This window comes from Geodermatophilus sp. CPCC 205506 (genome assembly GCF_051383635.1).
GTDB lineage: Bacteria > Actinomycetota > Actinomycetes > Mycobacteriales > Geodermatophilaceae > Geodermatophilus.
In genome coordinates this window covers 71867-97928 of the sequence record NZ_JALPKP010000008.1, presented here as the reverse complement: position 1 = coordinate 97928, position 26062 = coordinate 71867, and the positions used below count along the sequence as shown (strand labels likewise).

Here is a 26062-nt window from a genome sequence, read left to right as displayed (position 1 = left end):
GCTGCGACCCGCGCGGGTGCGACGGGGTGTTCGACGCGCGGTTCGCCCGGCGGCGCGCCGCGCGGTACCGGCGGCGGGGGCCGGACGCGACCGCCCGCCGGATCGTCGAGCTGCTCGCCGCCGGCGGCCTGGACGGCGCGACGGTGCTCGAGATCGGTGGCGGGGTCGGCGAGATCTCCCTCGAGCTGCTGGGCCGGGGCGCGACGTCGGCGACCGTCGTCGAGCTCTCCCCCGCCTACGAGCAGCAGGCGGCCGCGCTGGTCGCCGAGGCCGGACTGAGCGGCCGGGTGCACCGCCGCCTGGTCGACATCGCCGAAGACCCGACCGCGGTGGCCCCCGCTGACGTCGTGGTGCTGCACCGGGTGGTCTGCTGCTACCCCGACCACCCGAAGCTGCTCGGTGCCGCGGCCGGCCGCACGCGGGCCCGGCTGGCCTTCAGCTTCCCGCCGTGCAACGCCGTGTCCCGGGCCGTGGTGGCCACGCAGAACCGGCTGCTGCGGGCCGGCGGACGGGAGTTCCGCACGTTCGCGCACCCACCCGAGGCGATGCTGGACGTGCTGGCCGGGCGCGGCCTGGCGCCGGTCCTCGCCCATCGCGGGGCGGTGTGGCAGGTGGCCACGGCCACCCGCTGACCCCGGTGAACGCCCGCTCGAGCGGCGCCTCGACGACGATCTGCTTCTGGACGGCGGCGGAGGCTGCCTGCGTCACGACCTCTCCTGCCCTCTCGCGTCGACGGCGTCCTGGTAACCGGGCAGCGCCCGGCTCCAGTACATCGCGGCCGCCGGGTGGGTGTGGCCGCCGACCCCACCGGTGGGGGGATGGACGCCCGCCGACTCCCTTGCCACGGTGTGTACGCGCGCCGTCACCGCTCGACACCGGGTGGGCGGCGTCGACCGTCCGATCGGAGGGGGATGACGTGAGCTGGTGGGTGTGGCCTCTGCTGGCCTGGATGCCGCTGACCGCCGGCCTCGCGATCGCCTACCGGCCCCGCGCGGTGCCGCCGTCGACCCGCCGGGCGGCGCCGGTGGCTGCTCGGCCGGGCAGGGTCATGGGGGCCCCGGCCAGCTGCAGGGAGACCCCGCGTGCGGTCGCGACGACCGCCGGCACGTACGCGGGCCCCGACGTCTCCTCCGTCGGCAGGACGACCGCCAGGGCCGCGACCACCTGGCCGCCGCGGCCGACGACGGGGGCGGCGACCGCGAGTGCGGGCAGCGGCATCGTCCTGGCGGCGACCGCGACGCCCGTGCGGCGGATGCCGGCGAGGACCCGGCGCAGCACCTCCGCGAGGTGATCGTCCGGTCGGTGTAGCGCTCCAGCGGACCCGGCCAGGACGGCGTCCTGCTCCTCGCGGGGGGCGAACGCCAGCAGCACCTGGCCCACGCCGCTCGCGTGCAGCGGCAGCCGCCCACCGATCCGGCTCGCCGTCGGCACCGCCACGCGGGTGGCGAAGTGCTCGACGACCAGGGCGGCGCCGCTGTCGAGGACCGCCAGTTGGACGTTCTGCTGCGTCGCCTCGTAGAGGTCCTCGAGGAAGGGGCGCGCGGTGTCGCGCAGCCCGCTCGCCCGGGGTGCCGAGGCCGCCACCTCCCACAGTCGCAGCCCCGCCCGGTACCGGCCGTCGGGCTGACGCTCGAGCCCACCCCGGGCGGCCAGGGTCTGCACCAGCCGGTGCGCGGTGGACAGCGGCATCCCGGTCCGCCGGCTCACCTCGGTGGCCGACAGGCCGGCCGGTGCCGCGCCGATGGCGTCGAGCACCGCGCACACCTTCGAGGCGACGCTGCGGGAGCCCTCCTGCGGCATCGTCAGCGCGCTGCTGCTCCGCGGCGTGGCGGCGCTGGTGTCGGCGTTCGCGTCGAGCACCGGCGTGATCGGCGCGATCGTGCCGCTGGCCATCCCGCTGATGGCGCTGGGCCACCTGTCCCCGACCGGGCTGCTCATCGCCATCGCGCTCTCGGCGACCGTGGTGGACGCCAGCCCGTTCTCCTCGGTCGGCGCCCTGGTCGTGGCCAGTGCCCCCGAGGAGCAGCAGCGCTCGGTCTCCCGCACGCTGCTGGTGTTCGGCTGGACGATGATCGTCGTCGCACCGCTGGCCTCGGTCCTGTTCTTCGTCCTACCCGGCCAGCTGGGCTGACCGCCCGCCAGAACTGGAGCACCCGATGACCGCACCCCTGTTCACGATGGCCTGCCAGGCCTACGACCGCATGCAGCCCCTGCGCGACGGCACCGTCCGCCTCGGCGGCGCGCAGCTGAACTTCCTCGACCTGCCGGTGGAGGAGACCTTCTTCCGCATGCTGAAGTTCGGCGAGTTCGACATCGCCGAGCTGTCCCTGTCCAGCTACGTCATGACCCTGGGCCGCGGGGCGCCGTTCGTCGCCGTCCCGGTCTTCCCCTCGCGAGCGTTCCGGCACAGCGGGATCTACGTCCGCAGCGACTCGGCGATCAAGGACCCCTCCGAGCTGGCCGGGAAGACCGTCGGCGTTCCGGAGTACCAGATCACCGCCTCGGTGTGGATCCGCGGCATCCTCGCCGAGCACCACGGCCTCGACGTCGCCTCGGTGCGCTACCGCACCGGCGGGCTGGACGAGCCCGGCCGGGAGGAGAAGGTCACGCTCGACCTGCCGCCCGGCGTGCAGGTCGAGCCGATCGGGGCGGGCGCGACCCTGTCGCAGCTGCTGCTCGACGGGAAGCTGGACGCCATCTACAGCGCCCGCAACCCCGGCCCGTACAACACCCCGGGCGGCGGCGGCATCCGGCGGGTGTTCACCGATCCGGCCGGCGTCGAGCGGGAGTACCACGCCCGCACCGGCATCTTCCCGATCATGCACACGCTGGTCATCCGCCGGGAGGTCTACGAGCAGCACCGGTGGCTGGCCCAGGAGCTGGTCAAGGCCTGCGCCGCTGCCAAGACCGCCGGGCTGGCGGGCATCGGCGAGACGGCCGCGCTCCGCTACGCGCTGCCGTGGCTGTGGGCCGAGGTCGAGCGCACCCGCGATGCGCTGGGCGAGGACTGGTGGCCCTACGGGCTGGCGGCCAACCGGACGACGCTGGAGACGTTCCTGCGCTACCACCACGAGCAGGGGCTCTCGCCGCGCCGCTACGAGCCCGAGGAGCTGTTCGCGCCGGAGTCGCTGGCCGCCGTCGTCGTCTGACGCGCACGGACGCCGGCCGGCGGCTCCAGCGGCTCGGCCGGCCGTCCCGCTCGGACGCGGTGGCGGGACCCGGTTGGGGCGGCTGAGGTGGATCCAAGGAGGGGGACTGTCCCGGAGCCGGGGCAGTCCCCCGCGGTACCGCCGGGCGACACAGGCGGCTGTGCTTCGCCACCCGACGCAGCGGGCCGGATACCGCGGCCCCGTGAACGCCGGACGCGGCGCGACGGTGAGGGGAGACTGCCACCCGTCTGTTCCTCGGGGCCACGGCACACCGCCCCGGCCGCGCGAGGCGGCCGGGGCGGGTGGAGCGTCGGCACCCGAGGAGCACCACGCCGGGGCGGGCACCAGGTACGCGGTGTCACCGCAAGCAATGGTGACCCGGTGGCCGGCCCGCCGGGACATCAGTCGAGGATCTCGCTGACATCCCGGCGGGCGGCGCCTGTCTGTCAGCTGTCGATGGCCATTCAATGTCCAGTTCAACGGCCACGAAATGTCCGGTGGGCTTGATCTCCCCGGCCGCGGCGTGGTGGCCCCGTTCGCCAACGACAGCAGGCCCGCACCGGAACGGTGCGGGCCTGCTGCTCGCCGCCATCGTGCGCCGTGGTCGCGCTTCGGTCAGTTCCCGGGGGCCCTGACGCCGGAGGCCTCCTCGACCACCGCCCAGTCGACGGCGCACGTCGCGCAGGTGGCCACGGACCCAGCGTGCGACTCCGAGTGCGTGCGCAGGATGACCCGGGAGGCGACGGCGGCGACGTTCACGCGGTACTGCCGCTCCCGGAAGTACCGCTGGCCACGGTCGACGTTCTCGGTGATGACGTCGCACACGGCCTCGACGAGACTCCTCCCGCCCGACATGTACCCGACGTCGGTGAGCACCTCCCTGGCACCGCCGGCCTCGGCCGCCGCCGCTACCGCGGCCTCCAACGCCTCGCGCAGGTCCTGGCCCTCGTCCATGTACCCGTGGTGGAGCAGGACGCCGCGCGCGGCCTCGACCTCGGTGGCGTTCGCGATCGCATCGGAGACCGCCTCGCTCAGGTCCTGCGCTCCCGGCATGAACCCGGCCCCAGCCAGCACCTCGATCGCCGTATCGGCTTCGGCCGCCATCGCCACCGCGTCCTTCACCGCTTCGCCCAGGCCCTGGTCGTCCAGGAGCAGCTCGGCCTTGAGCAGTACGTCGCTAACGGCCTTGCACTCGGCGGCCTCCGCGACCGCGTCCTCCACGGCCTGGCGCAGGTCCTGGTCCCCGTCCATGTACCCGTGGTCCATCAGCGCGTCGGTGGCTGCGTCGATCTGCTGTTCCGCTGCTGCGAGGCGGGCGGCCAGCGACCACAGCAGCTGGACCCGGGAGGACGTCTCCTCGTCGCCCGGCTGGCCGGCGTCCATCAGCCGCCCCACGTCGATCGACAGGCCGTCTTCGACCAGCACGCCGCGGACCAGCTCGGCCGCCGTGGACAGGCAGCCGGCGCAGAGCGTGGTGAGCGCCGGGGCCGACTCCCGGCCGCAGAACGAGCAGCGGAAGGGACGGGTGGTGGTGCGCACGGGAGTCCTCCTGGGACGGATCGGGGGCGGGCTCGTTGCCTGCCGTGACCCGGACCGTCCAGTTGCTCCCGGGGTGCGCAGTCGCCTCCCGCAGGGTCCGTCGGCGACTGTCCCGGCACTCCGCTGCGGCCGCCACCGACTGCTCGACCTCGTCGACGTTGAACAGCAACAACTGCCCGGCGACCTTCGACCTGCTCATGCTCGCCACCGTCCGTGACGCCGCTGGGGCGTCACGCATCTCGCCGCAACAGCTGATGCGTTGTGGTACGCGAAAGGTCCCTGGCCGACGACCCACCTGGTCAGGATCGTCCGTGCACCCGGCCGCCCGCGGGCGCCGCTTCCTCGGTCGGTGCCAGCCGGGACAGCACCCGGCCGACGAACGTCTCGAGCATGGCAACCTGCTCCCCCGACAGCCCGTCGAAGACCAGCCGGCGGACGGTGTCCACGTGGCCTGGCGCCGCCTTCTCGATGGCCTCCCGGCCGGCGTCGGTCAGCACGACGAAGGCGCCGCGCTTGTCTGTGGTGCACTCCTCGCGCGCAACCAGGCCGCGGCGCTGCATGCGGGCGATGTGGTGGGACAGCCGGCTCTGCTCCCACTGCAGGTCGTCGACGAGCTGGAACATCCGCAGCCGCCCGTCGGGCGCCTCGGTGAGCAGAACCAGGACGTCGTAGTCAGCCAACGACAGCCCGGAGGACTGCTGCAGCTCGCGGTTGAGCCGCGCATCCAGGCGCGAGGTCATCTGCACCAGACCACGCCAGGCCCGCTGCTCGTCGTCCGTCAGCCACTGCGACATGTGACGTGTCTCCCTCTTGCATTCGATGACGTGTCATGTAGCTTATCAGTCAGCAGTACATGACACGTCATCTACATCTTACGGAGTTCCCCATGACCACCGCCGCCCCCGCCTTCACCGACCTGACCGGCACCTACACCCTCGACCCGAGCCACACCCGCATCGGCTTCGTCGCCCGGCACGCGATGGTCACGAAGGTCCGCGGCTCGTTCAACGAGTTCGAGGGCACCGCCACGGTCGACGGCGACAACCCGGCCAACTCCAGCGTCCGCTTGGCGATCAAGGCCACGAGCATCGACACCCGCAACGCCCAGCGCGACGAGCACCTGCGCAGCAACGACTTCCTCGCGCTGGCCGAGTACCCCGAGATCACCTTCGTCTCCACCGACATCCACCAGGTCGACGACGCCACCTTCGAGGTCACCGGTGACCTGACGATCAAGGGCGTGACGAACCAGGTCATCGTGCCCTTCGAGTTCGAAGGCGCGGCGACGGACCCGTTCGGCAACCAGCGCATCGGCTTCGACGGCAAGGTGACCATCAACCGCAAGGACTACGGCATCACCTGGAACGCCGCGCTCGAGACCGGCGGCGTCCTCGTCGGCGAGAAGATCGTCCTGGAGTTCGAGGTCTCCGCGGTCAAGAACGCCTGATCGCCCGGCGGGCTGCCGCCGGCCGGTTGCGGCCGGCGGCCCCGCGCCCGATCCTCATCCCGCCCCTCGTCCGGAGGACCCGACATGAGCACTCCCACCCTCACCCCTCGCGTCGACGTCCGCCGCGCCGACGAGCGATTCAGCACCCAGATCGGGTGGTTGGACAGCAAGCACTCCTTCTCGTTCGGTCACCACTACGACCACGACAACCAGCACCACGGACTGCTGCTGGTCAACAACGACGACATCGTCACGCCCGGGTTCGGCTTCGAGACCCACCCGCACCGGGACATGGAGATCGTCACCTGGGTGATGCAGGGCTCCCTGGTGCACCAGGACTCCACCGGGCACAACGGGGTCATCTACCCGGGCCTGGCCCAGCGCATGAGCGCCGGCACCGGGATCCTGCACAGCGAGAAGAACGACTCCTGGCGACTGCAGGGCGGCGATGAGCACCGCGACCCGGTCCACTTCGTCCAGATGTGGGTCGTCCCCGACGAGGGCGGCATCACCCCCGGCTACGAGCAGCTCGAGATCGACGACGCCCTGCTCACCGGCGGCCTCGTCCCCGTCGCCTCCGGCATGGCCAAGCACCACGGCGCCGCCGCGATCAGCATCCACAACCGGTACGCGGCGCTCTACGCCGCCCGGCTGCAGCCCGGCCAGAGCGTCGAGCTGCCCGAGGCCCCGTTCCTGCACCTGTTCGTCCCGCGCGGCACCGTGACCCTGGAGGGCGCCGGCGAGCTGCGCACCGGCGACGCCGTCCGGTTCACCGCCACCGGCGGCCAGCGGATCACCGCCACCGAGGCCGCCGAGGTCCTCGTGTGGGAGATGCACGCGACCGCTGCCTGAGCCGCTCCCCTGCGCACGAGAGGAAGGAACAACCGTGACCGACACCGAACCGAAGGTCGTCGACAACCCCGAGGCGGGCCGCTTCGAGGTGCTCGTGGACGGCGAGGTCGCCGGGTTCGCCGAGTACCGGCGGACGAAGTCCTCGGTGGCCTTCACCCACACCGTCATCGAACCGGCCTACGAGGGTCGGGGGCTCGGCTCCGTGCTCGCCCGGGGCGCCCTGGACACCACCCGCGAGGCGGGCTCCCCGGTGCTGCCGTTCTGCCCGTTCATCCGCGGCTACATCCAGCGCCACCCCGCCTACCTGGACCTCGTGCCGGACGACCGCCGGGCCGAGTTCGAGCTGGCTCCTGCCTCCGACCAGCCCGACCGCCCCTGACCGATCACGACCACCCCACAGCCCGGCCGCCAGGTGCATCTTGGGCAGACCGGTCCCCGTCCGACCTGAGAGGACATCCGAGATGACCACGACCACCCCCGACCCAGCCGCCCTGGAAGCCGAGCGTGCCCGCATTCGCTCCGCGCACCTCAAGCCGGCCGGCGAGCGCCCGTCGTCCACCGCTCGCGGCCTGCACCACACCGCGCTGATCAGCAGCGACGTCGAGACGACCGTGCGCTTCTACCAGGACGTACTCGGCTTCCCGCTGACCGAGCTGATCGAGAACCGCGACTACCCGGGCTCCTCGCACTTCTTCTTCGACATCGGCAACGGCAACCTCGTCGCGTTCTTCGACTTCCCCGGCCTGGACGTCGGCGCCTACGCCGAGGTGCTCGGCGGCCTGCACCACATGGCGATCAGCGTCGACCCCGAGCACTGGAGGGAGCTGGTGCAGCGGCTCACCGACGCCGGGGTGGAGCACGCCGTGCACAGCGGCGTCTCGGTCTACTTCCGCGACCCCGACGGCGCCCGCATCGAGCTGATCGCCGACCCGCTCGGCGAGATGTACGGCCACCACGTCCTCTGATGGGCGAGTTGCTGTCATGAGCCTCAACCGGCTGCTCCCTGACCAGCCACAGCCCGAGATCGCCGGCTCGGCCAGGCTGCTGGGCAACGTCCACGTCGGTGCCGGCGCGATCATCGCCCAGGGCACCGTGGTGCGCTCGCACGACGAGTCGGTGTCGATCGGCAACCATTCCGCGGTCCTGGAGAACGGCGTCGTGGTCGGCACCCGTGAGCACCCCGTGCGGATCGGGCAGCGCACCGTCTTCGGCCACCGGGCACAGATCATCGGCGCGACCGTCGGGGACCTGTGCGAGATCGGCAACGGCGCGATCCTCATGCCCGGCTCGCGGCTCGGGGACGGCTGCATCCTCGGCGAAGGCACGCTCGTCCCGACCGGGACGGTGATCCCACCGTCCACGGTGCTGGTCGGTCGCCCGCCGCACGCCATCCGCACCGCCACCGACGCCGATCGGGAACGCCTGGCGGTGCTCCGGGAGCACCAGACCGACCTCACCGACTACCAGGGCCACCGGCTGGCCGCCGCCCTGCAGGCAGGAGCACACATGGGCACCCTCTACGCCTACCGCGACAAGGAGCCCGTCCTCGGCGCCGGCACGCTGCTGTTCGACAGCGCCGAGATCACCGGAGACGTGGTGGTCGGTGAGGACACCCTCATCGGTGCCGGCGTGAAGATCATCGGCGACTCGCACGGCCCGGTCCGCATCGGCTCGCGCGTCCAGATCCTGGAGAACGCCGTCCTCCATCTGCTGCCCGACAACGAGCTGGTCATCGAGGACGACGTCGTCATCGGCCCCGGCGCCATGATCCACGGCTGCCACATCGGCCGCGGCACCGTCGTCGAGCCCGCCGCGATCGTCTGCGACTTCAGCAGCGTCGGCCCAGAGTCCGTCGTTCGGGCCGGGGCCTGCGTCAAGCAGCGCGACACCCACCCCGCCCGCAGCGTTCTGGATGGGTTCCCCGCACGAGCGGTGGAGACCCTCGCCGAGGCCCCCGGCCGCCCGACGTGGGCGCTCCCCCGCGACGCCGTCGACGTCATCCGACGCATCGACCGCTGACAACCCGATCCCCTGGAGTCCACGTGAGCCTCACGGCCGAGTACGACAGGCTGTTCATCGACAAGCAGAGCCCAGATGCCTACCGGGCCATGTCTGCGGTGGCCTCGGAGGTCTCTGCCACGGCCCAGGCGGCCGGGCTGGACCGGCTGCTCGTCGAGCTGGTCAACATCCGCGTCTCCCAGCTCAACGGCTGCGGCTTCTGCCTCGACCTGCACGTGCGCCGGGCAGTGAAGAACGGCGAGACGCCGCAGCGCCTCGCAGTCCTCCCCGCGTGGCGCGACGTCGACCTGTTCACGCCCATCGAGCGGGCAGCCCTGGCCCTCGCCGAGGCCATCACGATTCTGCCCGAGCACGCCGTGCGAGAACGCGAGCGAACCTGCGCGCGGGACGAGCTGACCGCCGATCAGTTCTCGGCGGTCAGCTGGCTCGCCATCACGATGAACGCCTTCAACCGGATCTCGATCATCAGCGGTCATCCGGTGCGACCGAGAACGGCCTGACCGGCGGACAGCGCCGAGTCGGTCAGGGCCGCGGCAACACCGTCAGGACCCGCACCACGTGGTCGCGGAACTCGGTCACCCAGTCCTTCAGGAAGTTCGCCGTGGACTCGTCGATGACCTCGCCGTCGTCGCGGAAACGCTCCGGCGTGTACTGGATGTACGCCTCGGGCGCGGTCATCTGCCGCGCGTTGCAGAAGCTGAGGACCGCGCGCAGGGACTGCTGGCCGACCGCGGTGCCGATCGCCCCGATGGACGCCCCGATCACGCCGGCCGGGATGTGGTGGAAGGAGTTCTGCCCCCACGGCCGCGAGGCCCAGTCGATGGCGTTCTTCAGGGCACCGGGGATGGAGCGGTTGTACTCCGGCGTCACGAAGAGCACGGCGTCGGAGCCGGCGATCGCCTCCTTGAGCGCCCTGGCCTCGGGTGGGTAGTCGGTGTCGTAGTCCTGGCTGTACAGCGGGAGATCGCCGATGGGGATCTCGGTGAACTCCAGGTCAGGCGGAGCCAGCCGGATCAACGACCGGGACAGGATCCGGTTGATGGACGTGGAGGACAAGCTCCCCACGAAGTAGCCGACCTTGTAGGTCTTCCTGGGCTCACCCATGTCATTGCTCCCGTCGGCGTGGGTCATGCCGTGAAGCCGCGGTCCGCACGCCGCCGGTCTCGGGCACGCGGGGCTCCCCGGCAGCTGTCGAGGCCCCCCGCCGGCGCCGGCCGGGGACTTGGTGCAGTTGCGTGCCAGGGAGGGCGGAGGCGAACGTAGCTGTCGGGACGACGGTCAGTGCAACCTGACCGACCCTTACGGAGGCCCCGATGTCCGAGGACCTGCTGGCCGACTACGGGGTCGGCTCCCCGACGCGCCTCGCGCTCAACGTCCTCGCCCACAAGTGGACGCTGCTGATCGTCCTCGCACTGAAGGGCGGCCCGCTGAGGTTCACCCGCCTGCGATCGCTGGTCCCCGGGGTGACCTCACAGGTCCTCACCGCCTCGCTGCGCGAGCTCGAGCGTGACGGCATCGTCGTCCGGCAGGAGTACTCCGCCGTACCCCCGCACGTCGAGTACAGCCTCACCGAACTCGGAGCGAGCCTGTGCGAGCCGGCTCGCGCCATCCGAGCCTGGGCGGAGAAGAACGGGCGGGCCGTCATCGCGGCCCGGCAGCGCTACGACGGCGCCATCCGGGACGCGGGCCCAGGGTGACGCCGCCCATCACAGGTCACGCCGCGCGGCTGGCGGCCCCGGGCGCCGCAAGCAGCAATGCCTCCAGCGGCTCGCGGCTGCGGGATGCGCGCTCGCGGGCTGCGAGCGGGTCCGGCAGCTTCGCATGGGGGTCGTGCCGGCCGACCGCGAGGACCACCAGCGGCGTGAGCTCGGCGTCGAGGCCGAACTCGTGGCGGGCGGCGTCGGTGTCGAATCCGTCCATCTGGTGCACGCTCAGCCCGTCGGCCTCGGCCTGGACGCTCAGCACGGCGACGGCCTGGCCGGCGTCGAACAGCGCCCAGGGGCGCGGCCGGCCGGCGTCGTCGACCGTCTGCGCGGCGACGAGGACCAGAGCGCTGGCGGCGTGGGCCCAGCTGCGGTTGCCGGGCGCGAGCACGCCGAGCAGCCGCGTGAAGGTGTCGTCGCCGCGGCGGCCCACGAGGAAGCGCCACGGCTGGCTGTTGTTCGCCGACGGCGCCCACCGGGCGGCCTCCAGCAGGGCCTGCACCGCGCGCTCGTCGAGCGCGTGGGTGGCGTCCAGTCCGCGGGGGCTCCACCGCTGTGCCAGAAGCGGGTGGACCGGCACGGAGGTCTCGGCGGTCTTCGGCGGGGTCATGATCAACCTGTTCTTCCGTCAGACGCTGCGGAGCAGCTGCTCGAACGGCGGGGTGCCGCCGAACGGCTCCTCGAGGGGATCGATCGGGGTGGCCGCCGGGCGGCCGGCGATCAGGTCGGCCAGCTCGCTGGCGGCCCGCTCGATCCGCTCGTTGAGTGCGCGGCTGACGCCGTCGCCGCCGGCCCAGTCCTCGGAGGCCGCGAAAACGGCGGTGGGGGCGACGGTCGTCCGCAGGTAGGCGAACAGCGGGCGCAGCGCGAACTCCAGGGCCAGCGAGTGTCGCGCCGTGCCCGCCGTGGCGCCGAGCAGGACGGGCTTGCCGGTGAGCGCGTCCCTGTCGACGACGTCGAAGAAGGTCTTGAACAGGCCGCTGTAGGAGGCCGAGAAGATCGGCGTGACGGCGATCAGGCCGTCGGCGCCGGTCACCGTCTCGGTCGCGGCGCGCAGCGCGGCGTTGGGGAAGCCGGTGACCAGGTTGTCGGCAAGGTCGCGGGCGTGCTCACGCAGCTCAACCACCTCCACGGTGACATCGACACCCCGCTCGCGCAGGGCGGCGACGGAGGCCGCGGTCAGCCGGTCGGCCAGCAGCCGGGTCGACGACGGGACCGACAGCCCCGCGCTGACCACGGCAAGGGTGCGGGTGCTCATCGGGTCGGCACCTCCTGCACCCTGACCGGTGACGTCATCGGCCGGGGCGTACACCGTCGCGTCCTTCGCCCCGCCGGCGGCGGCGACCAGGCTCGCGTGGGTCGGGGCGTCGGGTACGTGCGCGGGCTTGAGCGCGGCGAACTCCCGGCGCAGCACCGGCACGACCTCCTCACCGAGTATGTCCAGCTGCTCCAGCACGGTCTTCAGCGGCAGGCCGGCGTGGTCGATGAGGAACAGCTGGCGCTGGTAGTCCCCGACGTAGTCGCGGAAGCCGAGCGTCCGCTCGATGACCTGCTGGGGGCTGCCCACGGTCAGCGGGGTCTCGGTGCTGAACTCCTCCAGCGACGGGCCGTGGCCGTAGACCGGGGCGTTGTCGAAGTAGGGGCGGAACTCGCGCACCGCGTCCTGGCTGTTCTTGCGCATGAACACCTGCCCGCCCAACCCGACGATGGCCTGGTCGGCCGCGCCGTGGCCGTAGTGCTCGAACCGGCGGCGGTAGAACTCGACCATCCGCTGGGTGTGCTCCGGCGGCCAGAAGATGTGGTTGTGTAAGAACCCGTCGCCGTAGAAGGCGGCCTGCTCGGCGATCTGCGGGGAGCGGATCGAGCCGTGCCACACGAACGGCGGGACGCCGTCCAGCGGCCGCGGGGTCGAGGTGAAGCCCTGCAGCGGCGTGCGGTACTTGCCCGACCAGTCGACGACGTCCTCGCGCCACAGCCGGCGCAGCAGGGCGTAGTTCTCGACGGCCAGATCGATGCCGTCGCGGATGTCCTTGCCGAACCACGGGTAGACCGGGCCGGTGTTGCCGCGCCCCATCATCAGGTCGACCCGGCCGTCGGCCAGATGCTGCAGCATCGCGTAGTCCTCCGCGATCTTCACCGGGTCGTTGGTGGTGATCAGCGTCGTCGCCGTCGACAGCTGCAGCGTCGACGTCTGCGCGGCGATCGAGGCCAGGGTCGTCGTCGGCGAGGAGGAGAAGAACGGCGGGTTGTGGTGCTCCCCCAGGGCGAAGACGTCCAGGCCGACCTCCTCGGCCTTCTTCGCGATCGTGACGACCGCCTTGATCCGCTCCGCCTCGCTGGGCGTGCGACCGGTCGTCGGGTCAGTGGTGACGTCGCTGACCGAGAAGATCCCGAACTGCATCTCATCCTCCAAGTGGATGACGGGTCATGTTCCTCGTACGAGGTGCATGACACGTCATCTATTTCCCCGGAGGGTGGTCTCCCGCGATGTGACGGTCAGCCGAGGGTGCGCCCGTGGCGATCGCGGGCCTTGAGCCGAACCGTGGGCAGCGCCGGCGCCGTTAGCGGGTCGGCGCTGCAGCTGGTGACCTGGCCGAACCGCCGTCCGGCCATCCAGTCCTCCCGGGCCTGGACGATCTCCTCGTGGGAGCGGCCGACGAAGTTCCACCACATCACCAGGTCCTCCTCGAACGGCTCACCGCCGAGCAGGATCACCCGCGCCTCGCCCGGGGCCTCGACGGTCAGCTCCAACCGGCCCGGGGCCAGGTACAGCAGCGATCCCGGCGTCACGGTGGCGTCGCCGACGTCCACGGCGCCGGACATCGTCAGGACGCCGTACTCGAACGCCGGCTCCAGGGTCAGCCGGTGCGAGCCCGGCCCCCGGACCACCATCTCCACCGCGACGAGCGGCGTGTGGACGCTGGCCGGTGACTCGACGGAGCGAAACCGCCCGGCGAGGACGGTGAGCGTCGCGTTCCCGTCCTGCAGCACCGGGAGCTTGGCGTGGTGCTCGAACCGCGGTTCGCCGTGGCGCTCCTCTTCCGGCAGCGCCACCCACAGTTGCAGTCCGTGCATGCCCGGCGGGTGCTCCGCCGGGGACATCTCGGAGTGCGCGATGCCGTGCCCCGAGCTCATCAGGTTGAGCTGCCCGGGCCGGATCGGCTGGTCGCTGCCGACGCTGTCGCGGTGCACGATCTCGCCGTCCACCAGCCAGGTCACCGTCTGCAGACCCGTGTGCGGGTGCGGCGCCACCTGCATGCCGGGGCGGCCGCTGACGTCCTCGGGGCCGAAGTGGTCGACGAAGCACCAGGCACCGACCATCCGCAGCTGCCTCTGCGGCAGCAGCCGGCGGACGGTCGTGTAGCGCCCCAGCGGCACGTCGTGCCCGGGCAGCAGCACGCTCTCCGGCTCGGGCGCGGTCGCGACCGTTCCGCCGTACAGCTGGTCCTCCACCGAGACCACGCCCTTTCCGGTCTGCTCGTCTCGCGTCCTGCAGGGTGTTCACCAGAGTGATGGGCGGCACCGCGTGCCACCCTCGGGCTGTACCGGCTCTGCGGCCTCCGGCCGGCGCGGTTGGCCGGAGGTCGCAGCCGGCCTGTCAGTCCTGGGACAGCCAGGGGTAGCGGGCGGTGTCCCGGCCGGCGTAGTCCGGGTCGAGGTAGATGAAGCAGCGCTGGATGAGGAAGTCGCGGATCTCGAAGACGTCGCACCAGCGGCCCGCACCCCATTCGGGCACACCGGCCCGCCAGGGGCCGTCCCGGTGCTCCCCGTGGCTGGTGCCCTCGGCGACGACCAGGTCGGAGCCGGAGAAGATCCAGGTGAACTCGCTGTAGTGGTGCTGGATGGACGTGAGGGTGCCGCCGATGTCGGTGAACAGCTGGCCGATCTCCTTCTTGCCGGTGGCCAGGCCCCACTTGGGGAACATGACCTGGGCGTCCTCGGCGAACAGGTCGAGGATGCTGCCGCCGGTGGAGGTGGTGCCGGCGTTGTCGAAGGCCTTGAGGTACTCGAGGGCGACCGACTTGCGCTGCTCGTCGGTCATCGTCTGGGTGGCGACGGCCACGGGGAACTCCTTGTCTCGAAGAGGAACGAGCTGGTCAGGACGAGGTGGCGGCGAGCGGGCGGGGCTCGCGGATCGTCTCGCGGTCGGCGGCCTGCGCGGCCCGGTAGGCGAAGGCGATGATCGGGCCGAGGGTGGCGCCGCCGGCCCAGTAGGCCTGGCCGGACGGGGAGGCGACGCAGTTGCCGACGCCGTAGAGGCCGGGGATCGGCGTCCCGGTGTCGTCGAGGACCTGCGCCTCGGTGTTGGTGCGCGGGCCGCCCTTCGTGTCGAGGGTGCCCCCGGTGACGAGACTGGCGTAGTAGGGGCCGCTGTCGCTGATCGGCCACATGGTCGGGTTGACGCGGCCCGGCTCGTCCTTGACCGGCCCGTTGAACAGCAGCTGCACCGGCTTCTCGCCGCGATGGAAGTCCTCGTCGACGCCACGCTCGGCGAAGCCGTTGAACCGTTCGATCGTCTGCCGGAGGTTGGCGACGAAGGCCGGATCGAGGGTGAGCCCGCCGGTGGCGTGCGCGTACCGGGAGAGCCGGTCGGCGACGGCGTCGGCGAGCTCCTCGAGGGTCTCGCCGCGGATGACGTGGGAGTCGTCGGTGCCGGGCGGCACGATCTGGCGGCCGTACTCGTCGCTGGCCGAGTGGTCCTGGCTGCGCTGATCCCAGAGCTGCACGAGGACGAGGTAGGGGTACTCGCTGTTCTCCCCGTCGTAGGTGAAGAACTTCTGCGCCAGCTCGTTGTACTGCAGCTTCTCGTTGACCACCCGACGCCCGGTCTTGTCGACGAAGATCGTGGAGTCGCCGGCGACGGAGAACATGCCGATCATGCCGGGGTCGCGTGCGACGGCGCGCTCGAGGGGGACGGGGCACATCCAGGCGTAGTTCATGTTGCGCAGCTGGGCGCCGACCGGGCCGGCGATGGCCAGGAAGTCGCCCTCGTTGGTCAGCGCGGCGCAGCCGCCGTAGACCGGGGCGTGCAGGAAGTTGCGCCGCAGGTCCAGGTCGTGGGTGAAGCCGCCGGTCGCGAAGATCACCGCCTTGCGCGCGGCGAACCGGTGGGTGCGCCCGTCCGGCGTGGTGGCCTCGACCCCGACGACGGCGCCGTCGGAGACGACGAGGCGTTGCACCCGGTGGCTGACCCGGATGTCGACACCGTCCCGCGCGGCGGCCGCGGCCATCGCGGCGGTGCCCACGGCGCCGCCGTCCGACATGGTGTCGCGGGCCTCCCGCGGCACGAGGACGCGCCCGGTGGGCGCCTTGTCCTCGGGGATCTCCGACCAGTAGTCGTTGACGTCGGGGCAGTGGCGGTACTCCAGCGCACCCTTCTCGGCCAGCAGTTCGGCCGCCGGGGAGGCGCTGGCGTAGATGGCCCGGCACATGTCGTACTCCCACTGGGACAGCCCCAGGGTCGGCGACGTCGGGTCGTAGGCGGTGGGACGGGCGAGCCGGGCCACGTAGCGGAGGAAGTCCTGCTCCTCGTCGGCGATCCCGAGGGCGCGCATCGGCTCGTTGTTGGGCACCCAGTACCAGAAGGCGGCCTTCTTCGCGGTGCCGCCGAGCTCGGGTGCCTTCTCCAGCAGCACCACCTCGTTGCCGAGCCAGCGGCTGAACAGTGCCGTCGGGAGTCCGCCGCCGCCCCCGCCGACGACGATCACGTCGGTGACCACGTCAGCGGGTCGATCGCCGGTGACCGGGGCGGCCGATTCGCGGGCGGAGAGAGTCGGGGCGGCACCAGCCGCCGAAGCCGGGGTCTGATTCGAAGCGACCACGAGAACCTCGCTGTGAGTTGGGAGGATGTCCGCTCGGGGGCCCAGTGTGGCCCGCGTCATGTCGGTGCTGGGTGTTCCGCTGCGGGACACCCAGCCGGTCGCAAACCCTCGAGGGGCTGCGCTCGCATCTGGTCGAGACCGTGGCCGCGCAGGAACTCGTCGCGGGCTCGCCATAGCTGGTAGAGCCCCTTCCCTGGGCAGGCCGCCGGAACGCTCAGGCGCCGGAGTACTTCTGGCTCATCCCCAGGTCGACCGGGAGTGCGACCCCGGTGATGTATCGGGACTCCTCCGAGAGCAGGAAGAGGACGGCGTTGGCGACGTCCTCGACCTCGACCCAGGGCACGTCCCACATGTTGATCTTCGCCAGGGCCGGGATCGCGTCGTCGAACGTCGGGTCCTCCAGGTCCGGCCGGTAGATCCGGGCGCTCGACTCGTTCTCGATCATCGTCGTCCGCACGTTGGTCGGGTGGATGGAGTTGACCCGGACGCGGTGCTCGGCCAGCTCGTTGGCCAGCGTGCGCTGCAGCCCCAGCACGCCGTGCTTGGCCGCGTTGTAGTGCGCGATGCCCGGGATGCCCCGCAACCCGGCGGTCGAGCTGATCAGCACGATCGAGCCCCCCTGGCCCTGCTCGAGCAGGTGCGGGATCGCCACCTTCGTGGTGTGCCAGACGCCGGAGAGGTTGATGTCGAGCATCGTCTGCCAGTCGTCCTCGGCCAGCTCCCACGACGGCTTGACCGCGTTGAGGATGCCGGCATTGGCGACGACGCCGTCCAGCCGGCCCAGCTCGCCGATCCCGTCGCGCACCGCGGCGGCCAGGGCCTCCGTGTCCCGGACGTCGGCCTGCCGGGCCACGACTCGCCGGTCGAGCTCCTCCACGGCCTTGACCGTCTCGGCGAGGTCAGCGGGTGAAGCGGCCGGATAGGTCACCGTCTCCACCGGGCCCGCCAGGTCCACGGCGATGATGTCCGCGCCCTCCGCAGCCAACCTCCGCGCATGTGCTCGGCCCTGTCCCCGGGCAGCGCCGGTGATCAGCACGACCTTGCCGTCCATCCGTCCCATTGCGACTCCTGGTTGTGTCAGGGCAACGATGAAGAGAACCCAGCGCTGGGGTGTTCGGAGCCGGTGCTCCGACCTGGAACCCGCGTTCCGGGTGCCTGGGGGCTCCTACTGCAGAGCCGTGGGTGGCTGGCCGGCCCAGGCGGCGTGCAGGAGGGCCTCGACGCCGTCGCGGGTGACCGGACGGGGGTTGGCGTAGGGGTTGGCGACGGCGAGGTCGGCGATCCGCGGGATCTCCTCCTCCGGCATGCCGAGCTCGCGCAGCGAGCGTGGGGCGCCGAGCCGGCCGGCGAGCTCCCACAGCTCCCGGGCGGGGTCGGGCACGCCGCCGAGCGCCCGGGAGAGCGCGGCGACCGCGTCGGGTGCGGCGGGCTGGTTGTAGGCCAGCGCGTGCGGCAGCACCACGGTGTGCGTCTGCGCGTGCGGCAGGTCCAGCGTGCCGCCCAGGGTGTGGCAGAGCTTGTGGTGCAGCGACATGGTCGTCGCGGCGAGCACCGCGCCGCACAGCCAGGCGCCGTACTGGGCCTCCCCGCGGGCGTCGAGGTCGGCGCCGTCGGCGACCACCGCCGGCAGCGCGGTGGCCAGCGCCCGGGTGCCCTCCTCGGCCATCAGCGAGACGATCGGCGTCGCATCCGGGGCGTACAGCCCCTCGACGGCGTGGGCGATCGCGTTGATGCCGCTGGTGGCCGACATCTGGGACGGGAGGGTCAGCGTTATCTCCGGGTCGTAGACGACGCTCTTGGGCAGCACCCGGTCGTCCCGGCCGGTGCGCTTGGCCCCGCCCTCGGTGAGCCCCCACACCGGGGTCATCTCCGACCCGGCGTAGGTGGTCGGCACCGCGATCACGGGCAGCCCGTGCTCCAGCGCGATGGCCTTGCCCAGCCCGACCGCCGAGCCGCCGCCGACCGCGACGCAGCCGTCGGCGCCGAGCTCACCGGCGAGGTCCCGGGCGCGGGTGGCGACCTCGATCGGCACGTGCATCCGGGCCTCGGCCAGCACCCCGGCGGCACGCCCACCCAGCGCGGCCGCCACCATGCGTCCGGTGTCCTCCTGCTCGGGAGAGCAGAGGACCAGCACGCGGGTCAACCCCAGGGCCTCGACCTCGTCGGGCAGCTTGGCCAGGGACCCGGGGCCGAACACCACCCGCATGGGCAAGGCCTGGTAGGTGAACGGGCGGATCACGACGGCACCCCCTTGACGACGGTCGGCTGCACGTCCGCCGGCTGGGCCGCCGGGGGCGCGTGGTCCGCGCGCAGCAGGGCGAGGTCGAACGTCAGGGTGCGGAACGGGTTGGGCAGGCCGACTTCGCCCGCCCGGGCCGGGTCGTCGACCTCCGGCACATCCCTGACCAGGCTGTCCTTGACGCCGAAGACCGCGTCGGAGTCCAGGTAGGGCGAGTCGGCGACGAACACGTGCGTGGTCACCGGCCGATAGCCCGGGGCCGAGGCGATGAAGTGCAGGTGCGCCGGCCGGTTCGGGTGCCGGCCGGTCGCCGCGAGCAGCTGTCCGACCGGGCCGTCGTCGGGGATTGGGTAGTAGCGCGGTACCACCGAGCGGAACCAGTAGCGGCCGTCGGCGTCGGTGGTGAACAGCCCGCGCAGGTTGCCCGCCGGCTGGATGCCCGGCTGCTGGACGTCGTAGAAGCCGTCCTCGTTGGTCTGCCACACGTCCACGGTCGCGCCGGCCAGCGGCTCGCCATCCGGGCCGGTCACCCGGCCGGACACCAGGCACGGGGTTCCCTTGCCGTCGAGGTTGATGTCGTCACCGAGCTCCCGCTTCGGGGACTCGACCATGTGGAACGGGCCCAGCACGGTGGACTCCGTGGAGGTGCCGCCGGTGCGGTGGTTGATCGTCTCCACCAGCATCGAGACGCCCAGGACGTCGGACAGCAGGATGAACTCCTGCCGCACCTCGTTGCTCATGTGCCCGGTGCGGGTGAGGAAGTCGATCGCGGTCCCCCACTCGGCCTCGGTCAGCTCGACGTCCTTGACGAAGGCGTGCAGATGGTGGACCAGCGAGGTCAGCACCTGCTTCAGCCGCGGGTCCTGGGTGTTCGCGAAGCTGACGGCGACGACCTCGGCCGAGCGCTCCTCGCTGAACAGCGCACGGTTGCTCATGCCTGCACCGCCTGAGCGCGATCGAGCACGGTGCGCAGTGCGCTCTCCAGCGCCGCCTCGGCCTCGGCGTCGGACGCGGCGCCGGCCTGGCGGAAGGCGACGTAGTTGTCCGGGCGGGCGAGCAGCGCCCCGCCGTCGTCGATGCCGCGGACCCGGGCCCAGTCGCCGTACAGGTCGTCGTACTCCTGGCCGGGGCCGATGACGACGGCGGCCACGTCGATGCCCAGCCGCTCCCCCACGACCGCCGCGGCGCGCACCCAGCTGTCCCCGCCGATCCCGGTGAACACCGTGAACCGGCCACGCCCGCCGAGATCGAGGGTGGACACCTGGCGCCGGTGGTCGGTGGTCAGCCAGGTGTGCGGCAGCTTCGCACCGGGACGCGAGGTGGTGTGCGAGTACAACTGCGGGTCGCGGACCGGCTGCTCCGGCGCGGTACCGTCGGGCACCACCGCAGAGGACTCGTAGCGCTGGTCCAGCTCCACGCCGTGGCAGTTGAACTCGTAGTCCTTGAACGCGATCGCCTCGCGCAGCGCCGCCCGCTGCTTCTCCGCCTCCGGCGTCGCCTGCTTGCGGGCGGCCATGTGCTCGACCATCACCTCCGGGTCCGCGGTGTTGAGCAGGCCGAGGGCGTCGTAGATGCGGGCGGTGTCGGCGATGCTCTGGTTGGCGCGGTCGACGATCTGCCTGCCGACCGGGGCGCGTTCGGCCGAGTAGGTCTCAAGCAGACCCGGTTCGGCCTGGCCCTTGAGCACCGCGGCCAGCTTCCACGCCAGGTTGTAGGAGTCCTGGATGGAGGTGTTGGAGCCCAGGCCGTTCGACGGCGGATGCCGGTGCACGGCGTCGCCGGCGCAGAACACCCGCCCGGCCGAGTAGCGCTCGGCAGCGAGGTGGTTGACCGTCCACGCCGAGCTCGAGGTGATCGACACCTTGACCGAGTCGTCACCGACGAGCTTGCGCACGATGGACAGTGCGAACTCCTCGGTGAGGTCGGGCGCCGGGCCGTTGATGTCGTAGCCCCAGACGATCAGCCACTTGTGCCAGGGCCGCACCATGCGCACCAGGCCGGCGCCGATGCCGCCGACGTCGGCGCCCGGCTGCAGCACCCAGTACAGGACGGACGGCCGGTCGGCGACCAGGTGGGACAGGTCGGCCTCGAAGACGATGTTGATGCTGCCGCCGACGCCCATCTGCCCCCGCAGCGGCAGCCCGATGTCCTCGGCGACCTGGCTGCGGCCGCCATCGGCGCCGATCACGTACTTCACGCGGAGGTCGTACTCGTCGCCGCGCAGCCGGTCCCGTACGTGCACCGTGACGCCGTCGTCGTCCTGCTGCAGGGAGAGGTACTCGGTGTCGAAGCGCACCTTCGCGCCGCGGGACTGGGCGTTGTGCAGCAGCACCGGTTCCATCAGGTCCTGCGGCATGTCGCAGATCCGCGACGGGCTGGCCGCGGTGTAGTCGGCCAGCCGGTCCGGACGGGTGCCCCAGGCATGCAGCCGGCCGAGCTCCTCACCGGCGATCGAGGTGCAGTAGACGAGATTGCCCATCAGCTCCTGCGGAGCGGCCTCGGCCATCACCTCCTCCTCGACGCCGAGGTCGCGGAGGGCCTCCATCGTGCGCTGGTTGGTGATGTGCGCGCGCGGCGTGTCGGCCAGCCGCCCGTACTTGGTGATCACGGTCGTCCGCACGCCGTAGGTGGCCAGCGCGAGTGCGGCCGCGGAACCGGCCGGCCCGCTGCCGACGACGAGGACGTCGGTGTCGAGGTCTGGCATCGGATGCCCTCTCCCTTGTTGCTCGGGTCACATCTCGTCTCTGAGTGTGGGGCCGACCACAGGGGGCTTCCTGCACGATCCGGCCGACTTCGCTGCACGAAATGCGCGTCGTCGACGCGACGGGAGGCTCAGGAACCGCGGCGCACGGCACCGGGGGTGGTGTCGAGGTGTGCGCGCATTACCCGGGTGAGGTGCTCCTGGTGCGAGAAGCCGCACCGGACGGCGATGTCGGCGATGGGCGCGGAGTCGGTGCGCAGCAGCCGGCACGCCTGGTCGACGCGCAGGCCCAGCAGGAACCGGTGCGGCGCGAGGCCGGTCCGTCCCTTGAACTGCCGGCTGAACTGGCTGACGCTCAGCCCGGCGATCGAGGCCAGTTCGGCCAGGGACACCGGGTCGGCCAGCCGCTCCTCCATCACCGCCCGCACCGCCGCGAACTGGCAATCGCCCAACCCGCCCGGGGGACGGTCATCGACCGCACCCGCCCCGGCCCCGTGCCGGCGCACCAGCTGCGCGGCGACCATGCTGCCGAGCTGGTCGAGGTAGGTGCGGGCGGCCGGCTCCCAGCGGCGCAGTGTCTCGTCCATCGAGAGCATGAGCTGCTCCAGCAGCCGGTCGCCGATCCCGAGTTCCTCCGCCAGCTCGACCGGCCGATCGCCGCCGGCAGCGTCCTGGACCAGGTCGTCGGTGATGTAGAGGTGCACGGTGCTCAGGGCGCCCCCGAGTTCGACGGTCAGGTCCCGCCCCGCCGGGTGGATGAACAGCCCTCCCGCGGGCACCTGCCGAGAACGGCTGAGCTTCCCCTGGCCCCGGCGGACGGTCACCGGCCCGTCCCGATGCAGGATCACCAGGTGGGTGCCGGCGGCCCCGAAGGACTCGCGGTAGGGACGCTCGCGCTGCACCGACAGGTACTGCTTGTCCCACCCCAGCCCCGCGCTGGTCCGTTCGGGCTTGATCCACGGCTGCTGAAGGATCCCGTTGGTGTCCAGGAGCCCTAGTTCGCTGGTCACTCAGGCCGTCCCTCATGCCGATCCGGTGCACGCTCACCCTGGGGTCGTTCGTCGAGCGTAGTCACGCTGGAGCCGTCGAGGTGCTACTCACCGCCGACGGCGACGTGCAAATCACCCACTGCAAGTCTCGCGTCGAACCCGCCCCCATGCGTTCACCGGTGGCTGAGGGCGTGGAGGACCGCAGCCATGACCGTCTCCCCCATCCACCGTTCCCCGAGCACGCTCGAGCTCCACGTCGACGAGGAGATCCGGAACACCCGGGCGTCCCGGCTCCCCATGCGGCGCGGTCGGGCGGCGCGCCAGTCCAGCACCAGCTGGTGCTGGACCCGCGCCACGGCTGCGGAGACGGCGTCCCCGCCGGGCGGCACGCGGAAGATGACGTCGGCTTGGCGGCCGAAGGCGTGGGGATCGCTGAGGTAGTCGCGCGGCCTGAGCCGCCGGCGGCGGTCGATGTGGTTGGCGCCGGGACGGATCACGGCCCTGGAGGTGCCGGCTGAGTCGATCCACCGCATTCGTCGCCGTCACCCGGTCGGGTGGCGGGATTCGTCATCAGTTTCGAGCTAGTGCTCGGAAGGATCCATGACGATTGGTGCAGCCCTCGGCAGGTCCCGGCTGCGATTCGGCCGCTGCCGCTGATCCCCAGCGGCCGGACCGAGAGGACGTCCCATGCCGGACGACATCAACGAGCCCACCGGAGCGGACGCCCCGCTCCCTGACTCGCAGGGGGCCGCGGTGAGCCCAGACGCCGAGCTCGGCGGCGGGAACGGTGAGGGCACCGCAGAGCCCCAGGCGCCGCCCGCTAGCCCGGACACCGAGCCGCCCTCGCCGCTGCCGCCCACGGCGCCCGCCCCGCCGGAGTCCCCGACCGTCCCGCGCAGTGCTGGCCAGCGGCGGCTCACTCGGCACACCACCACGACGACGACGCAGAGCGAGAGCCGGACGACGACCGACGAGACGGTCGTCGAGGACATCGCGCTGGCGCCGCCGGTGTGGGCCGCTCCTGCGGGCGAGCACCCCCGGCCGGTGGGCTGATGAGCGCGCCGACGGCGGCCGGTGGACCTGCGCCCTGGTGGCTGGCGTACCCGGACGTCTGGGAGGCCGAGGCCGCTGCGCTGGCCGCCGTCGGCGCCACCTGGTCCCGGCGCTCCACCCTCGGCCAAGCCGAGCAGCTCGCGCCCGGCGCGGACCTCGGACCTCGGCTGGCACTGCGGATCAGCTGGCGGCACCCGGCGCCGCAGCCGGGCGACCCGGACCGGCTCGAGCTGTTGGTCCGCTACCCAACGAACTACCCGTGGTTCCCGCCTCGGGTGTACCTGCCCGAGCCGCTGCCGGGGCTGGTGCGCCACCGCAACGCCACCAACCACGGCGCCCTGTGCCTGCTCGCCGTGGACGACGACTGGCAGCCGGGCGCGACGGTGGCCGAGTTGCTCTCTGTCCAGCTCCCGCGGTTGCTCGCGGCCGGCCGTGACCCGGGCACCGACCCCGCGACGCTGGGCCTGGAGGCCGGAGCCGAGCCGGCCTGGACCCGGCTGTGCCTGGTCACCGGCGCGCTGCTGGTCGACTCCGCGTGCACGCCGTCCGCCGAGGTCCCGGGGGGCCTGGCCGACCTGGTGTCCGTCGGTCACGCCGGCAACCCGGTGCACGCGCTGGTCACCCTGCTGGACGGCGACCAGCACGTGCTGTGGGCCGCTCGGACCTTTCCGCTGCGGGTGGCCGCCCGGGTCCCGTGGGTCCGTCTCCCCACCCTGCCCTCGGGGCCACTCCAGCCCTCGGAGCTGTGGCATCGGGGATGGGCACAGCTGGGCGCGACCGTGCCCGCGGTCACGCACGGCGCTCGCCGGGAGACGCTGGTGCTCCTGGTGCCCTCGGAGCGGGAACGACGACGTCCGCACGAGGACTTCCTCCTCCTCGACCGGGAGGCGCCGGGGCACCGGTACGAGGGCCGCGCCGGGGAGGCGATCGCCGACAACCAGCTCTCGCTGTTCGACCTCAGCGCCCTGTGGCCGGCTCCTCCGGCCGGCTCGGCACCGGCCCAGGCAGGGGCCCGCGAGGGCGTGTGGGTGACGGCGCGTCGCGGCTACGCGATGGGCCCCGGCGACCTCACCGCCCGACTGCCCGACGACGTCAACAGGCCGATGGCCGACGCGACGGTGACGGTGGTCGGCGTCGGGGCGCTGGGCGGCCCGATCGCCCTGGAGCTGGCCCGCGCCGGCGTCGGAGCACTCCGGCTGGTCGACGGGGACACCCACGACCCCGCAACCAACGCCCGACAGCTCCCCGGCATCCGCGACGCCGGCGACCTCAAGGTGCTCGCCGTCGCGACCCGCATCCTTGAGGCCAACCCGCACGTCCGGCTCACCTGCGGCATCCGCGACCTCGGGGCCGACGACGGCCGCGAACTCCCCGGGCTGCTCGGCAGCACACTCGTCGTCGACGCCTCCGCCAGCCCGACCGTGACGCGGTTCCTCGCCGCGCACCTGCGGCCGGCCGGCACACCGCTGCTGACCGCCTCCGCCACCGCCGGCGGCTGGGGCGGCACGATCGTGACCCTCCCGGCCGCCGGCGGCGGCTGCTGGGAGTGCCTGCAGCTGCACCGCGCCGACCGCGCCGTGCCGTGGCCGCCGGCCCACCCGGACGGCGACATCACCCCCGTGGGCTGCTCGCACCCCACCTACGTCGGCTCCTACCCCGACCTGGGACACGTCGCCCTGCAGGCGGCCCGCACCGCGCTCGCCCTGCTGTCCGCCGACCCGTCACCGCGGCAGCGGACCGGGCATGCTCCGTTCGGGGACCTACAGGTGCTGTCCCTGCACGGGCGAGGTGGACCGCGCCATCCCCGATGGGAGGCACGCCTGCTCACGGCGCACCCCGGGTGCCCGCTGCACGGTCCGCGCTCGGGTGACGTCCTTCCCGGATCCCCGCCCCGCCGGGCACCGTGACACGGCCACGGCCACCCGGCTCATCGGTCGGCCCACAGCACCGCGGCCTGCTGGGCCGCTGGCTGCGCTACCCGACTGACGACCACGGCGGGCACCGGACGGTGCCCGCACGTGTTCCACGACGACGAAGAGCTCGCCCGGTCCGGACAGGTCGGCGTGCTCGTGCACGCCACGATCGGCACGCTGGCCGCCCGCACCCGCTGCCCCTCCCCGACCGACCTCCGCGCGGCCGCCGACCGCGCCCTCGGCGCGTTCGCGCCCATCGAGGCCCGCGCGCACCGGCAGAACGTCGCCGCGCTGTCCGGCAGCTACTTCTGGCACCTGCTGCCCCCGGCGACCTGGATCTTCGCCGGCACGGAGCTCGACGTCGGCGTCGGCCGGGTCGACCTCGTCTGGCGCGACAGCGGCGACCGGGTGCTGATCGACGAGATCAAGACCGGCAGTCCCCGCGAGCTCGGCCTCGCCCGCACCACGGCGCAGGTCCGCCGCTACCTCGACTGCGCAACGCAGCTGTGGCCGGACCGGTTCATCGGCATCCGGCTGCTGAGCCTGACCGAACCGCACCGCTCGGTGCTGGTCCGGCCCGACGGCAGCCGGGTGCCCCTGCACCGATCCCCCTACCTCACCGCGAAGAAGTGACCC

General features: G+C 72.4%; 28 protein-coding genes. 13 read left to right on the top strand and 15 right to left on the bottom strand.

Features of this window, described 5'->3' with window-relative positions; all coding sequences use genetic code 11:
- Positions 1-26 precede the first annotated feature (26 nt).
- Positions 27-632 (top strand): class I SAM-dependent methyltransferase, encoded by a 606-nt coding sequence (locus MY520_RS06770; RefSeq protein ID WP_436691316.1) that lies wholly within the window; start codon positions 27-29, stop codon positions 630-632.
- A 346-nt stretch (positions 633-978) separates the two neighbouring features.
- Here MY520_RS06770 and MY520_RS06765 read toward each other — a convergent pair whose 3' ends face one another.
- Entirely contained in the window at positions 979-1755 is a 777-nt protein-coding gene (locus tag MY520_RS06765; protein WP_436691315.1) for an IclR family transcriptional regulator, read from the bottom strand.
- Between MY520_RS06765 and MY520_RS06760 the strand changes: the two genes are divergently transcribed.
- Together MY520_RS06760 and MY520_RS06755 are read left to right on the top strand one after the other, a co-directional pair.
- A complete protein-coding gene (locus MY520_RS06760) occupies positions 1742-2131 on the top strand; it encodes a hypothetical protein (RefSeq protein ID WP_436691314.1) in 390 nt (129 codons plus the stop codon). The two genes, MY520_RS06765 and MY520_RS06760, sit on opposite strands and share 14 nt — an antisense overlap.
- Before the next feature lie 25 nt (positions 2132-2156).
- Entirely contained in the window at positions 2157-3149 is a 993-nt protein-coding gene (locus MY520_RS06755) for a hypothetical protein (protein WP_436691313.1), read from the top strand.
- A gap of 615 nt (positions 3150-3764) precedes the next feature.
- Here MY520_RS06755 and MY520_RS06750 read toward each other — a convergent pair.
- Both MY520_RS06750 and MY520_RS06745 read right to left on the bottom strand, forming a co-directional pair.
- A complete protein-coding gene (locus MY520_RS06750; RefSeq protein WP_436691312.1) occupies positions 3765-4688 on the bottom strand; it encodes a hypothetical protein in 924 nt (307 codons plus the stop codon).
- A 299-nt stretch (positions 4689-4987) separates the two neighbouring features.
- Positions 4988-5482: a MarR family winged helix-turn-helix transcriptional regulator gene (locus MY520_RS06745; RefSeq protein WP_436691311.1), complete on the bottom strand. Its 495-nt coding sequence runs from the start codon at positions 5480-5482 to the stop codon at positions 4988-4990.
- Between the two features lie 92 nt (positions 5483-5574).
- Here MY520_RS06745 and MY520_RS06740 point away from each other — a divergent pair, with 92 nt between their 5' ends.
- The 6 genes from MY520_RS06740 to MY520_RS06715 all read left to right on the top strand — a co-directional run bounded on the left by MY520_RS06740 (position 5575) and on the right by MY520_RS06715 (position 9506).
- Positions 5575-6135, top strand: coding sequence for a YceI family protein (locus MY520_RS06740; RefSeq protein WP_436691310.1), 561 nt, complete (start codon positions 5575-5577; stop codon positions 6133-6135).
- A gap of 84 nt (positions 6136-6219) precedes the next feature.
- Positions 6220-6987 carry a pirin family protein gene (locus MY520_RS06735; protein WP_436691309.1) on the top strand — a complete coding sequence of 256 codons (768 nt, stop codon included), beginning with the start codon at positions 6220-6222 and terminating at the stop codon, positions 6985-6987.
- A gap of 34 nt (positions 6988-7021) precedes the next feature.
- Entirely contained in the window at positions 7022-7366 is a 345-nt protein-coding gene (locus tag MY520_RS06730) for a GNAT family N-acetyltransferase (RefSeq protein ID WP_436691308.1), read from the top strand.
- Between the two features lie 82 nt (positions 7367-7448).
- Positions 7449-7952: a VOC family protein gene (locus MY520_RS06725; protein WP_436691307.1), complete on the top strand. Its 504-nt coding sequence runs from the start codon at positions 7449-7451 to the stop codon at positions 7950-7952.
- A gap of 16 nt (positions 7953-7968) precedes the next feature.
- Positions 7969-9006, top strand: coding sequence for a DapH/DapD/GlmU-related protein (locus tag MY520_RS06720; RefSeq protein WP_436691306.1), 1038 nt, complete (start codon positions 7969-7971; stop codon positions 9004-9006).
- A 23-nt stretch (positions 9007-9029) separates the two neighbouring features.
- Positions 9030-9506, top strand: coding sequence for a carboxymuconolactone decarboxylase family protein (locus tag MY520_RS06715; protein ID WP_436691305.1), 477 nt, complete (start codon positions 9030-9032; stop codon positions 9504-9506).
- A 22-nt stretch (positions 9507-9528) separates the two neighbouring features.
- On the opposite strand, the gene MY520_RS06710 is transcribed toward MY520_RS06715, so the two are convergent.
- Entirely contained in the window at positions 9529-10110 is a 582-nt protein-coding gene (locus MY520_RS06710; RefSeq protein ID WP_436691304.1) for an NADPH-dependent FMN reductase, read from the bottom strand.
- Between the two features lie 209 nt (positions 10111-10319).
- Here MY520_RS06710 and MY520_RS06705 point away from each other — a divergent pair, with 209 nt between their 5' ends.
- Positions 10320-10703 carry a winged helix-turn-helix transcriptional regulator gene (locus MY520_RS06705; RefSeq protein WP_436691303.1) on the top strand — a complete coding sequence of 128 codons (384 nt, stop codon included), beginning with the start codon at positions 10320-10322 and terminating at the stop codon, positions 10701-10703.
- Positions 10704-10719: 16 nt separating this feature from the next.
- On the opposite strand, the gene MY520_RS06700 is transcribed toward MY520_RS06705, so the two are convergent.
- The 11 genes from MY520_RS06700 to MY520_RS06650 form a co-directional block, all read right to left on the bottom strand.
- Complete coding sequence (locus MY520_RS06700) at positions 10720-11319, bottom strand: nitroreductase family protein (RefSeq protein ID WP_436691302.1); 600 nt, start codon at positions 11317-11319, stop codon at positions 10720-10722.
- A gap of 18 nt (positions 11320-11337) precedes the next feature.
- A complete protein-coding gene (locus tag MY520_RS06695) occupies positions 11338-13110 on the bottom strand; it encodes a CE1758 family FMN-dependent luciferase-like monooxygenase (RefSeq protein WP_436691301.1) in 1773 nt (590 codons plus the stop codon).
- Between the two features lie 95 nt (positions 13111-13205).
- On the bottom strand, positions 13206-14171 hold the full coding sequence (locus MY520_RS06690; protein WP_436691300.1) for a pirin family protein: 966 nt from the start codon (positions 14169-14171) through the stop codon (positions 13206-13208).
- Positions 14172-14307: 136 nt separating this feature from the next.
- Complete coding sequence (locus MY520_RS06685; protein WP_436691299.1) at positions 14308-14772, bottom strand: nuclear transport factor 2 family protein; 465 nt, start codon at positions 14770-14772, stop codon at positions 14308-14310.
- A 34-nt stretch (positions 14773-14806) separates the two neighbouring features.
- Positions 14807-16429 (bottom strand): FAD-dependent oxidoreductase, encoded by a 1623-nt coding sequence (locus MY520_RS06680; RefSeq protein ID WP_436691298.1) that lies wholly within the window; start codon positions 16427-16429, stop codon positions 14807-14809.
- Between the two features lie 316 nt (positions 16430-16745).
- Complete coding sequence (locus MY520_RS06675) at positions 16746-17591, bottom strand: mycofactocin-coupled SDR family oxidoreductase (RefSeq protein ID WP_436691297.1); 846 nt, start codon at positions 17589-17591, stop codon at positions 16746-16748.
- Positions 17592-17696: 105 nt separating this feature from the next.
- Entirely contained in the window at positions 17697-18770 is a 1074-nt protein-coding gene (locus MY520_RS06670; protein WP_436691296.1) for a maleylacetate reductase, read from the bottom strand.
- Entirely contained in the window at positions 18767-19705 is a 939-nt protein-coding gene (locus tag MY520_RS06665) for an intradiol ring-cleavage dioxygenase (RefSeq protein ID WP_436691295.1), read from the bottom strand. Before MY520_RS06665 ends, MY520_RS06670 begins: the two co-directional genes overlap by 4 nt.
- Positions 19702-21474: an FAD-dependent oxidoreductase gene (locus MY520_RS06660; protein ID WP_436691294.1), complete on the bottom strand. Its 1773-nt coding sequence runs from the start codon at positions 21472-21474 to the stop codon at positions 19702-19704. Before MY520_RS06660 ends, MY520_RS06665 begins: the two co-directional genes overlap by 4 nt.
- A 128-nt stretch (positions 21475-21602) precedes the next feature.
- Positions 21603-22481, bottom strand: coding sequence for a helix-turn-helix domain-containing protein (locus MY520_RS06655; protein ID WP_436691293.1), 879 nt, complete (start codon positions 22479-22481; stop codon positions 21603-21605).
- A gap of 152 nt (positions 22482-22633) precedes the next feature.
- Positions 22634-22957: a hypothetical protein gene (locus tag MY520_RS06650; RefSeq protein ID WP_436691292.1), complete on the bottom strand. Its 324-nt coding sequence runs from the start codon at positions 22955-22957 to the stop codon at positions 22634-22636.
- A 190-nt stretch (positions 22958-23147) separates the two neighbouring features.
- Here MY520_RS06650 and MY520_RS06645 point away from each other — a divergent pair, with 190 nt between their 5' ends.
- The 3 genes from MY520_RS06645 to MY520_RS06635 all read left to right on the top strand — a co-directional run bounded on the left by MY520_RS06645 (position 23148) and on the right by MY520_RS06635 (position 26059).
- Positions 23148-23513, top strand: a complete 366-nt coding sequence (locus MY520_RS06645; protein ID WP_436691291.1) for a hypothetical protein — start codon at positions 23148-23150, stop codon at positions 23511-23513.
- On the top strand, positions 23513-25420 hold the full coding sequence (locus MY520_RS06640; RefSeq protein ID WP_436691290.1) for a ThiF family adenylyltransferase: 1908 nt from the start codon (positions 23513-23515) through the stop codon (positions 25418-25420). Before MY520_RS06645 ends, MY520_RS06640 begins: the two co-directional genes overlap by 1 nt.
- 111 nt (positions 25421-25531) lie before the next feature.
- Complete coding sequence (locus tag MY520_RS06635) at positions 25532-26059, top strand: PD-(D/E)XK nuclease family protein (protein ID WP_436691289.1); 528 nt, start codon at positions 25532-25534, stop codon at positions 26057-26059.
- The last annotated feature ends 3 nt before the right edge of the window (positions 26060-26062 follow it).